The 11,423-nt window shown below is 46.5% G+C and carries 12 protein-coding genes; 4 read left to right on the top strand and 8 right to left on the bottom strand.

All coding sequences use genetic code 11. The features are described from left to right. Nucleotides 1–66 precede the first annotated feature (66 nt). Together EZV61_RS14270 and EZV61_RS14265 are read left to right on the top strand one after the other, a co-directional pair. A complete protein-coding gene (locus EZV61_RS14270) occupies nt 67–795 on the top strand; it encodes a type 2 periplasmic-binding domain-containing protein (protein ID WP_131416408.1) in 729 nt (242 codons plus the stop codon). Between the two features lie 45 nt (nt 796–840). Then, entirely contained in the window at nt 841–1,596 is a 756-nt protein-coding gene (locus tag EZV61_RS14265; RefSeq protein WP_131416406.1) for an ElyC/SanA/YdcF family protein, read from the top strand. Between the two features lie 11 nt (nt 1,597–1,607). Here EZV61_RS14265 and EZV61_RS14260 read toward each other — a convergent pair whose 3' ends face one another. From EZV61_RS14260 to EZV61_RS14250, 3 genes are read right to left on the bottom strand one after another with little or no spacing between them, the layout of a single operon-like run. Next, nucleotides 1,608–2,363 carry a Nif3-like dinuclear metal center hexameric protein gene (locus EZV61_RS14260; RefSeq protein WP_276320500.1) on the bottom strand — a complete coding sequence of 252 codons (756 nt, stop codon included), beginning with the start codon at nt 2,361–2,363 and terminating at the stop codon, nt 1,608–1,610. Nucleotides 2,364–2,369: 6 nt separating this feature from the next. Beyond that, nucleotides 2,370–2,627 (bottom strand): YebG family protein, encoded by a 258-nt coding sequence (locus tag EZV61_RS14255; RefSeq protein ID WP_114336523.1) that lies wholly within the window; start codon nt 2,625–2,627, stop codon nt 2,370–2,372. A gap of 59 nt (nt 2,628–2,686) precedes the next feature. After that, nucleotides 2,687–3,916: a nucleoside recognition domain-containing protein gene (locus EZV61_RS14250; protein WP_131416404.1), complete on the bottom strand. Its 1,230-nt coding sequence runs from the start codon at nt 3,914–3,916 to the stop codon at nt 2,687–2,689. A gap of 86 nt (nt 3,917–4,002) precedes the next feature. Between EZV61_RS14250 and rsmF the strand changes: the two genes are divergently transcribed. Both rsmF and EZV61_RS14240 read left to right on the top strand, forming a co-directional pair. Continuing rightward, nucleotides 4,003–5,430 (top strand): 16S rRNA (cytosine(1407)-C(5))-methyltransferase RsmF, encoded by a 1,428-nt coding sequence (rsmF, locus tag EZV61_RS14245; RefSeq protein WP_131416402.1) that lies wholly within the window; start codon nt 4,003–4,005, stop codon nt 5,428–5,430. Between the two features lie 308 nt (nt 5,431–5,738). Further along, nucleotides 5,739–7,376 (top strand): hypothetical protein, encoded by a 1,638-nt coding sequence (locus tag EZV61_RS14240; protein ID WP_131416400.1) that lies wholly within the window; start codon nt 5,739–5,741, stop codon nt 7,374–7,376. Between the two features lie 39 nt (nt 7,377–7,415). Here the strand turns inward: EZV61_RS14240 and EZV61_RS14235 are convergent, their stop codons facing one another. The 5 genes from EZV61_RS14235 to thrS all read right to left on the bottom strand — a co-directional run bounded on the left by EZV61_RS14235 (nt 7,416) and on the right by thrS (nt 11,382). Then, nucleotides 7,416–8,195: a TatD family hydrolase gene (locus EZV61_RS14235; protein ID WP_131416398.1), complete on the bottom strand. Its 780-nt coding sequence runs from the start codon at nt 8,193–8,195 to the stop codon at nt 7,416–7,418. 68 nt (nt 8,196–8,263) lie between these two features. Beyond that, a complete protein-coding gene (gene rplT, locus EZV61_RS14230; protein WP_114336518.1) occupies nt 8,264–8,617 on the bottom strand; it encodes a 50S ribosomal protein L20 in 354 nt (117 codons plus the stop codon). A 14-nt stretch (nt 8,618–8,631) separates the two neighbouring features. After that, the gene (rpmI, locus tag EZV61_RS14225; RefSeq protein ID WP_114336517.1) at nt 8,632–8,829 is read right to left on the bottom strand and encodes a 50S ribosomal protein L35; all 198 of its coding nucleotides are present in this window, start codon (nt 8,827–8,829) and stop codon (nt 8,632–8,634) included. 70 nt (nt 8,830–8,899) lie between these two features. Continuing rightward, complete coding sequence (gene infC / locus EZV61_RS14220) at nt 8,900–9,457, bottom strand: translation initiation factor IF-3 (protein WP_407642894.1); 558 nt, start codon at nt 9,455–9,457, stop codon at nt 8,900–8,902. Beyond that, nucleotides 9,454–11,382 (bottom strand): threonine--tRNA ligase, encoded by a 1,929-nt coding sequence (gene thrS / locus EZV61_RS14215; protein WP_131416396.1) that lies wholly within the window; start codon nt 11,380–11,382, stop codon nt 9,454–9,456. Before thrS ends, infC begins: the two co-directional genes overlap by 4 nt. Nucleotides 11,383–11,423: the final 41 nt, after the last annotated feature.

Below are 11,423 nucleotides of genomic sequence, written 5' to 3'. Positions count from 1 at the left end.
AAGGTAAAGCAAGTAGTTTACTTTCAAGATGATGCACGGTTTTCTTATGATATAGAGCTTCTACAGATGGCGCTGGACAATACTGCCGATCAGTATGGGCCAGCAAAAGCGGTCGCTTTCAACCAAAAGGTCAATGAAGCTCGAGGTTTGCGCTTGCTCGAGCAAGGGAAGGTTGATGTCGCATTTGTGCCCACAAACAGAGAAAGAGAACTACGGTTTCAATCGGTGAAGTTCCCTGTCCTTGGCGGGCTTCTTGGCTATCGGATCTTATTAATCCATCAAGAGAGCCAAGACAAGTTTAGTAGAGTTGAAAATATCGACCAACTCAGAGACAACATGATCGCTGGCTTTGGTTTGCACTGGGCAGATATGCAAATACTGTATTCAAACCAGATCCCGGTGATCGGCCATCCGGAATATGAAGAACTATTCAATATGGTCGAGCAGCGGCGTGTTGATTATTTCCCCAGAGGCTTGAATGAAGCTTGGCAAGAGATAGAACGGTTTAAGGGGCAACATCCAGGATTGGCAGTGGAGCAACACTTGGCTTTATACTACCCTTTCCCGCGCTATTTTTACGTCAATAGCAGCGATGACGCTCTTGCAAAACGCCTGCTCGCAGGACTAAAAATAGCCAAAACCAATGGCTCATTTGAGAAGCATTTTTTTGAAGCCTTTGGTGAGTGGATCCACCTAGCGCAGTTAAAAGATAGAAAAGTTATCCATTTAAATAACCCATTCTTAAGTGACGACACCCCACTGCCAGACTCAAGCTTTTGGATAGATAGAGAGTGAGATGATGTTCAGGGACGAAAATAAGGTAATTCGAGAGAATAGTAGATGTTTATATTAAAAAAATTAGCAGCAGCTTGGATCTCTCCTCTGCCCATTATCTTTCTTCTGTGTTTGGTCGCGCTAATTATGGCGATTAAATCTGGCAGCCATAGAATAGTCACCAGCCTGCTTGCAATCACGTTGTTGCTGATCGTTTTTACCTCTATTCCCCCTGCCGGTGATTACCAGATCGCGGCGGTTGAAAAAGAGTACCCTGCGGTGCTCTCTCTGCCCGAAGACACTAAGTATATTGTTGTGCTTGGTTGCGGGCACCAAAGCCTACCCATTGATGTTATTTCAGCAAGATTATACGAATGCGCGCTTAAACGAGTGACTGAAGGGCTACGGCATTTCTATCAAAAACCTAACCGTATTATGATATTCACCGGATATGGCGGAGCGGAATATACCGCCAGCGCTATCGTTATGAGGGATGTAGCGATTTCCCTAGGACTTCCGGCCCAGAATGCAGTTGTCTTACCTTCACCGAGGGACACATCAGAAGAAGCTATTGCGACAGCGTCCTTTATTAAACAAGCACCGTTTGCGCTGGTCACTTCGGCCAGCCATTTGCCTAGAGCAGTGAACTTGTTTAAACGCCAGGGACTAGATCCCTACCCGGTCCCCGCTGATATTCGGGGAACCCCTGATAAACCGAGAGATTGGTGGTACTACCGCCCCGATAGTGACCAGATAAGGAAAACTCGCCAAGCCTGGTACGAATATATGGGGCGTTTGTGGGTATGGCTAGGCGGCCACTAAGCCATCACGACTTATGCAGGATTGTCGATATCAACAAAACTAACATCCAGACCGAACTTCTCATTCAAGTGTTCACCTAACGCCTTAATGCCGTAACGCTCTGTCGCGTGATGACCGGCTGCAAAAAAATCAATACCTAGCTCTCGCGAAAGAAGAACAGTACGTTCAGAAACTTCACCGGAAATAAACGCATCACACCCCAAATCGGCGGCTTGCTCAATAAAGTCTTGACCGCCACCAGTGCACCACGCCACGCTCTTAATCTCATAAACCACAGCACTATGCAACGGTGCTCGGTTAAGCGTTTGGCTAAGCCGCTCTGCTAGCTCAACACTTTTGATTGGCGGCGAAAATGCGCCTGTAGCGAGAACGCTTGTCGGATCAGAACTCTCTGTTTGAGCGATACCAAGCAGCTTTGCGAGTTGCGCATTGTTGCCAACAACAGGATGGGCATCGAGCGGTAGATGGTAAGCCACTAGATTAATGTTGTTCTGGATTAACTTTCTAATGCGATTCGCTTTGATCCCAACAATTTCTGGAGATTCGCCCTTCCAAAAATAGCCGTGATGTACCAGTAAGGTATCTGCTTTTAAGGCTATCGCTTTATCAATCAAGGCGGCGCTGGCTGTTACCCCGGTAACAACATTTTGCACGACAGGTGAACCTTCAACCTGCAAGCCGTTAGGACAATAATCTCTAAATTGATCGACAACCAGAAAGTCATCCAAATATCGTATCAGTGTCTTTCTATCCATTGCAGTACTCATTACCACCTACTTTTTTGACTCAGGGGCACTGGGCAATTTACCGCTCTTAAGTAATTGCACAACCGTGTCTTTGTTCATCGCCAAATAATGGCCAACAGCATCACAAAGGTCATCTCCAAGCCCCAATTCACTTTCATTCAAGTACGATGACATTGCATCAGCGATATCAAGCAAACGATCATAAGCATCGGCTTCCTTCTTGCTGGTAAACGTCATCTTTTCCTCACCATTTCTTACTACGACATATTTTACTACGACAGCCATAACTTGACCCTTAACTGTTTTTTTATACAGTACTATCTTTGCTTACTGATTAGCAAGCATTAACCAAACATCCAATAACAAACACCAATAGCTGCCGTCATACCCGCAAAATCCGCAATCAATCCACAAGTCACGGCATGCCGAACACGCTGAATACCAACCGCGCCAAAGTACACGGCAAGTACGTAAAAAGTTGTCTCAGTAGAGCCCTGCATGACAGAGCTGAGACGACCGACAAAGCTATCCGCGCCATGGGTATCCATAGATTCGATCATTAACGCTCTGGCGCCGCTGCCCGAAAATGGTTTAAGTAGACCCGTAGGTAATGCATCAACAAATCGCGTATCGATAGCAAGCCAAGAAAGGAGGTAACGAATGCCATCGATCAAACTATCTAACGCACCAGATGACCTTAGCACGCTGATCGCACAAAGCATGGCGACCAAGTAAGGGACTATCTTAAATGCTTGCTCAATCCCCTCTTTCGCCCCCTCAACAAAGGTTTCATACACATTGACCTTCTTGTACCAAGCGGTCGATAGCAGCGCACAGATAACACCAAGCAAGGTAAAGTTGGCAATAAACGCTGAGCCATTAGCCATTGCATTCGCCGACAACGACATTAGATATAGAAGAGGCGCACCCAGCAAAAGCAGCAACGCCGCAGCGTAGGTAATAACGACTGTATTAAACAAATTGATTTTCTGCACAACTGCCACTGCGATTAATCCAGACAGGGTCGATGCAGCGGTGGCTAAGAGTATAGGGATAAACACATCGGTAGGAACTGCAGCGCCCATCTGTGCCCGATAGAGAAACACGGTAACGGGGAATATGGTGACTGAGGAGGTATTCAATACTAAGAACAGTATTTGCGCGTTAGATGCCACTTTTTTGTTCGGGTTTAGTTCATGCAACTGCTGCATCGCTTTAATGCCCAATGGCGTTGCCGCATTATCTAAACCGAGCATATTCGCTGCCAGGTTCATCGTGACACCGCCAATCGCAGGGTCGCCCCTTGGAACCTCCGGCATCAATTTTTCAAATAAGGGGGCTAGCAGCCGCGACAAACCGCGGATAACTCCGCTAGCTTCCGCCACCTTCATTAAACCCAACCAGAAACAGAGCAAGCCCGCTAAACCGATACCGATGGTCATCGACAAACTCGCAGCATCAAATAGGGCCTGGATCACGCGTGAGAACACCTGGCTATCATTCTTTATGAGCCACTGCCCTATCGCCGACACAGCACCGATAAGAAACATGGCCAGCCAAAAAACATTCAACATATCCTATTTCTCACCATCGATTTCAAGCTGCCCTCATCTGCCTATGGTATGATCTTGTTTAAGCTTAAAAAGAATGACATATCCCAGTGAAGACGCCTACGACTCTGCCCACAGATTTCCTTGAAAAAGTTAAAGAAATACTTCCGCCGGAAGAAATGAAAGCCTTTCTGGAAGCAACTTTAAGGCCGTTGCGAAAAAGTGTCCGCTTTAATCGCCTAAAAACCAATCACGATGATGACCAAAGCATTGCAGACCGGCATGATTGGACAATGAAGTCGATCCCTTGGTGCCGGGATGGCTATTGGATCGATCACGACAACGAAGCGCCACTTGGCAATGTTGCTGAGCATATGAATGGGCAATTCTACATTCAGGAAGCCAGCTCGATGCTGCCACCAATGGCGTTAGCTTATGCGGTCGGCGAACGCCCATTCGAACAAGTACTGGATATGGCAGCCGCCCCCGGGTCCAAGACAACACAACTTGCCGCGATCATGAGCAATAAAGGCGTACTTGTTGCCAATGAGTATTCAGGTAGCCGGATCAAAGGTCTATATTCCAACCTCGTCCGTTGTGGCGTTAAAAACGGCGCGCTGACCCATTATGACGGCCGCGTATTTGGCGAGTATTTGCCGCAAATGTTTGATGCCATCTTGCTCGACGCCCCCTGCTCTGGTGAAGGCACCATTCGCAAGGATCCCGATGCTTTTAAGAATTGGTCAGAAGAGTCCGTTGTAGAGCTAAGTGATACTCAAAAAGCATTGATGGAGAGTGCCTTTAAGGCACTAAAACCTGGTGGCACGCTGATCTACTCTACCTGCACCCTTAATCATCAGGAAAATCAGCAGGTATGCGAGCATCTACTTAATACCTATCGCGATGCAATAGACGTTATCCCACTAAATGAACTTTTCGATGGCGCCGAAATAGCTGCGACCCCAGAAGGCTATTTACATATCTGGCCACACCATTACGACAGCGAGGGCTTTTTCGTTTCAGCTTTCCGCAAACATGGAGAATGCCCGAAAAAACTATTAGCCCCCAGAGAGATGCCGGCAAAATTTCCATTCCACCGCCCCAGTCGTAAACAGCAGGCAGAAATTCAAACGGAGATCACAGCCCAATATGAATGCAGCCTAGATGGGCATAGCCTTTGGCAGCGAGACAGAGAGATATGGCTGTTTCCCGATGCTCTGTTACCAATGATCCCTAAAATGAAGTTTGACCGACTCGGTATTAAGGTGGGTGAACAACATAGAAAGGAATTACGTATCTCCCATGAATTTGCTATAGCGTTTGGCTCAACAGCGATAAATAAACATGAATTATCGCCGCCCGAAGCGGAAGCCTATTTTATGGGCAAGGATATAGAAAATCGTTCACAAGCAAAACGGGGCGATATCATCTGTACCTATCGCGGCACACCGATCGGTTTAGCCAGGGTGACGGGATCACGCTTAAAGAACAAGCTGCCAAGAGAGTTGGTACGTGACCAGGGTCTGACTTTTAAGTAATGCGCTGAAGTGAAAATTTGGGTGCATTAAATATCTATGTCTACACTTGAAGCTAGCTAAAGCAACAAAGTAACGAGTTTGACCAAGTTCTTTTGTGTTTTTTTAGTTAGCGCACGGCTCTTCCATAGAGCCATTCCCCTAGGCTCGGGACCCGGAATAGTCCCGAGCATTTTTTCTGCCCACAACATCACAATTTTTTTCTATCTTTAACAGTAACATGAAACCTGTTTAGCCAACTCTCGATAACAGGTTGTTAATGTAAGAGAGATAAATGGCAAATTCTTACCAACCGGAACTGATGAACGGCCATGAGTGAGCAAAAAAACGCTGAAAAAGATCCCCAACTAATCTCTTTACTGGAAGTCATGTCCAATGCGCTTAGCCAGTGCAAGCCTGCAACGCTAAACCGTATTAACGAACAAGCGGGTTTTCAACCCGGCACTGTTAGTGACGTAATAGCCAAATCCCACGTGCTGCTCAGCGATGACAAAACGGTCACTGAGCTTCCGGCCGAACTAAATATTTTAACGGCCAAGTTGTGGCAGCAAGCATTGTCCTTAGCCACCGTAACTAAAGGCTCCGTCAGCACATCGTCAGCGGAAATAGACGCCGCGGTTGCAGATATTGACGATATCGCTGAATTACGGAAGCAGTTTCAAGCCCTGAGTAAGCACAGCGCTTCTCTGGAAACGCAACTGAAGAGTAAAGTCAGTTCTGAGCAGTTACTGCAGAAAAACCTTGGCAAGGCTCGTATCGAGATCGCCACATTAAAGTCGTCTCAGTTAAACACTAAAATGCTCAGAGAAAGTGCAGAAAAAGAAAAACTGCACGCAGATCAGTACCATAAGCAGTTTGAAGCGGCAAAAACAGAGATCTATCACCTTTGTAAACAGTTAGAGCAACAGAAAAAGTCTCATCAATCTGAAGCAAAAGTAGATCAGGATCGGATCGTACAATTAGAGCAAGAGCTTTCGCAAGTTAGCACAGACGTTGACAGTAAGAGTGGCCTGCAAGATGCAGAACTGGCGACATTAAAATCTGAAATAGAAAAAGCAAATGACCAAATCGCATCCCTAGAGCAATCCTTAGAGACGGAAAAGGCACAAAATAGTGTCTTGGAAAAACAGTTAAGCAGCAAACACTCAACCGAAGAAAAGAGCTTAATAGAGAAAGCTTCACTGAAAGAAAAAACTGCTCATCTGGAAGAGCAAATCAGTTCGTTGAGCGCAGCACTAGAAGCGAAAGAAACATCTCTGGCGGAATATAAAGAGAGAATAGAAGCTGAAGCAACTAAGTCAGCGCAGATAGAAGCGTCACTCCGCAGTCATGAAAGCACGATAGAACAACAGCGTTGTTCACTGGAAGTAACAGAAAGCGAACTAATAGAACTCAAGCAAAGTAATCAATCTCTTGCAGAGGCAAATAGCAGTTTAGATGCTTTGAAAAAAGAGCTAGTGACACTCAAAAACTGTCAGCAGGAGAACAATGAACTCAGCTCTAAGTTGCAAGCAATGCAACAAGCCTTGGAAAAACATAGCTCGGCCTATGAGAAAGCAAAACAAGAGGTCGCTGGGTATAAAGATTCTAATGTCGAATTACAGAAAAAGTTAGCCGCGACACAACAACAAGTCGATAAGTTAGTCACTGACAAAGAGAGCATAGAAAGCAAGTTCAGTAGCGACATTGAAGAGTTTGAGGATGAGCGTAAACAGTTAAGTGCCAAGCTACGCGATTATCACGCTTTGAATTCAGAACGCAGCGAGTTGCTAGAGCAGCTATCTAAGGCTGAAGAGCGCTTCGCTAACGCAATGGGGGCGAAAGAAAATGCAGTGAGGGAACGCGATCGTATCATGACAGATATAGAAGTATTAGCGATGAAACTGCAAGAGGGGAATGACCGGGAGTTACTCGAGTCGTTACTAAAGAAATACGAAGAAGAAGCCTAAGCCTGACATAGGGGGAGTTTAACTCCCCCACTACGCTAATCAGCCTCTATTAATTTGACTAAATAAGCGATAGAAATTATCAGTTGTGGCACAGGCCAATTGTTGGAACGAGACCCCCTTGAGGTCTGCAACAAATTCCGCCACATCACGCACATAAGCAGGTTGATTCTGTCGACCTCGATGTGGCACTGGCGCCAGATATGGAGAGTCCGTTTCAACTAACAAGCGCTCTAACGGCACCTGCTTAACCACTTCTCTTAGAGCCGACGCATTTCTAAATGTCACGATCCCCGAAATAGAGATATAGAATCCCATATCCAAGGCAGCTTTCGCCATTTCCCAGCTTTCGGTGAAACAGTGCAATACACCGCCAACTTGTTCAGCGTCACCGGCTCGCATGATGGCTAAAGTATCTTCTTTTGCATCTCGGGTATGAATAATCACCGGCTTCTTAAGCGTATTGGCAACCTCAAGATGCCCAGCAAACGCTAATTTCTGCTTCTCTTTTGACTCTGCAGCGTAGAAATAATCTAGCCCTGTCTCACCAATGGCAACCACAGCTGGATCAGACGCTAGCTCTAGCAACTTGCTTTGCTGCCAAATAGAGTCCTGATCTAACGGATGAACCCCGCAGGAAACAGATACTTCAGGGAAACCGGTAACTTGACGCAGCATCTCAGGAAATGTTTCTAGCCTAATGCCAACACACAGCATGTGTTCCACACTCTGTGCTTTTGCCGCACTTATCACTTTTGCCAAATCGCCATCGAACTCATCAAGCTTAAGCTTATCGAGATGGCAGTGGGAATCTACGAGCATCTTTTCTCCAGACACAAAAAACGGGAAGTGAAAACACTTCCCGTTTATTCATAAAGCTTTCTCTGAAATTACAGAGCCGCTTTTGCCTTTTCTACCAGTACCGCGAAACCGGACTGATCGAATACAGCGATGTCTGCCAGGATCTTACGATCGATCTCGATAGATGCTTTCTTCAGACCGTTGATGAAACGGCTGTATGAAAGACCATTCTGACGAGCGGCCGCGTTAATACGCGCGATCCACAGCTGACGGAACTGACGTTTACGCTGACGACGGTCACGGTATGCATATTGACCTGCTTTGGTTATCGCCTGAAAGGCTACGCGGTAAACACGTGAACGTGCACCATAATAACCTTTAGCCTGATCCAATACCTTCTTGTGACGCGCGCGCGCTACAACACCACGTTTTACTCGTGCCATAGTTCAGTCTCCCCTTACGCGTATGGCAGCATACGCTGCACTGATCTAGTATCACATTTCTCAACCAAGTGCATAGCGCGAAGCTGACGCTTACGCTTAGTACTCTTCTTGGTCAAGATATGACGCAGGTGAGACTGTTTATGTTTAAAACGGCCGGAGCCAGTTTTTTTGAAGCGCTTTGCAGCACCTCGGTTACTTTTCATCTTTGGCATTTTGCCACTCCGCATTGAGCGTTAATACATAGCAAAACAGGCGGACCTCTCGATCACTTGTAGGCCTGAGTTACTTCTTAATTGGCGCGAGTACCATTACCATTTGGCGACCTTCCACTCGATGAGGGAATGACTCCACTTGGCAAATCTCAACCAGGTCTTCTTTAATTCGGTTCAATAACTTGATACCGAGCTCCTGGTGGGCCATTTCACGACCACGAAAACGTAGTGTGACTTTGGCCTTGTCTCCCGCCTCAAGAAAACGAACCAGGTTGCGCAGTTTTACCTGGTAATCGCCTTCATCTGTGCCAGGTCGGAACTTAACTTCCTTAACCTGAATCTGTTTGGTTTTCTTACGCTGCTCTTTTTGTTCCTTGCTCTTCTCGTAGAGGAACTTACCGTAATCCATCACTCGACATACCGGCGGCTCTGCGTTTGGACTGATTTCCACCAAGTCCATGCCTGCGGCAGTTGAAGCTTCTAACGCTTCAGTGATAGTAACAACACCAAGAGGCTCACCTTCTACGCCTACGAGGCGTACTTCTGACAGAGTGATCTCTTCGTTCAAACGGTTTGCGGGCTTCTGTTGCAGCGGCCCTCTTCTTCCACCTTTGCCTTTAATGGCTATTCCTCCACGATATCTAATCTTTTCTCAGAAACGCTGGCCTTCAGCAGGTTGATGAAATCATCAATTGGCATCACTCCGAGATCTTTACCTCTGCGAGTTCTAACAGCCACTTGACCAGATTCCACCTCTTTGTCCCCTGCTACTAATAAATAAGGAACGCGTTTTAGAGTGTGCTCGCGGATTTTAAAGCCTATCTTCTCGTTTCTCAAGTCCGCATTTGCTCTAAAACCTTCAGATCTCAACTTTTTAACCACTTCATCGCAATAATCGCCCTGTTTATCAGTAATATTCATGACGACTGCTTGTGTTGGTGCCAACCAATCAGGGAAATAACCCGCGTAGTTTTCTGTCAAAATACCAATAAAGCGCTCAAGCGACCCCAAAATGGCACGGTGGATCATCACAGGTTCATGACGTTCACCATCTTCACCGATATATGATGCACCAAGACGTCCCGGCATAGAAAAATCGAGCTGGATGGTGCCACATTGCCAAGCGCGACCAAGACAGTCATACAAGGTAAACTCAATTTTCGGGCCATAGAAGGCGCCCTCGCCTGGCTGAACTTGATATTGAAGACCATTTGCCGCCAAGGCATCAGCCAAAGCTTGCTCTGACTTATCCCAAACCTCATCAGAGCCAACACGTTGCTCAGGACGCGTAGACAGTTTGACATCAATCTCATCGAAACCGAACGTTTTGTATGTATCAAACACCATCTCGATACACGCCGACACCTCTTGCTGAACTTGGTCCTCAGTACAAAATACGTGGGCATCATCCTGAGTGAATGAGCGAACTCGCATCAAACCATGTAATGATCCAGACGGCTCATTACGGTGCACCAATCCAAACTCGGCCATGCGATATGGCAGATCACGATACGACTTCAAACCTTGATTAAAGATCTGTAAGTGGCCAGGGCAGTTCATCGGCTTCACCGCATAATCGCGCTTCTCCGATTCTGTAGAGAAAATCATGTCACCATACTTATCCCAGTGACCTGACTTTTCCCACAACGTTACGTCCAGAATCAATGGCGCACGGATCTCTTCATAACCAAACTTCACCAGCTGGCCACGCATGAAATCTTCAAGATTTTTGAAAATGGTCCAGCCACCGGCGTGCCAAAACACCATCCCAGGCGCTTCTTCCTGCCAGTGGAACAGATCCAGCGCTTTACCGATCTTACGGTGGTCACGCTTTTCAGCTTCTTCTAAGCGTTTCAAATACGCTTTAAGCGCCTTTTTATCGGCCCACGCCGTGCCATAAACACGCTGCAACATTTTATTGTCGCTATTACCGCGCCAATAAGCACCGGCAACTTTTTGAACTTTAAAATGCTGGCAGAACTTCATGTTTGGTACATGAGGTCCACGACACATATCAACATACTCTTCATGATGATAAAGGCCAGGTTGTGAATCTTTTGGCACGTTTTCGTCTAAAATCTCGATTTTGTAACTTTCACCTCGAGCTTCAAACGTATCTCGCGCTTCCTGCCAACTGACGTTTTTCTTCACAACGTCGTAATTAGTTTTTGCCAGCTGTAGCATGCGTTTTTCCAACGCATCCAGATCGTCTTGGCTCAACGCATGGTCAAGATCAACGTCGTAATAAAAGCCATTGTCGATCACCGGCCCGATAGCCATTTTACAATTTGGCCATAACTGCTTAATGGCATGCCCTAATAAGTGCGCACAGGAGTGGCGAATGATCTCAACACCTTCGTCGTCTCGCGCCGTAATAATGCTGACTTCGGCGTCACTACTGATAACATCACAAGCATCCACCAGCTCACCATTAACACGGCCAGCAATGGTCGCCTTAGCTAAACCGGGACCAATATCCGCCGCGAGCTGCATAGTAGTTACGGGCGATTCGAAGACACGTTGACTTCCGTCAGGGAGAGTGATTACAGGCATTGATTAGAATCCTTATTTACAGTGGTGACCCACACCAAGGG

Source organism: Corallincola luteus (genome assembly GCF_004336975.1).
Taxonomy (GTDB): Bacteria; Pseudomonadota; Gammaproteobacteria; order Enterobacterales; family Neiellaceae; genus Corallincola; species Corallincola holothuriorum.
Note: the sequence above shows the minus strand (reverse complement) of the source record. Positions and strands in the feature narration are given on the sequence as shown.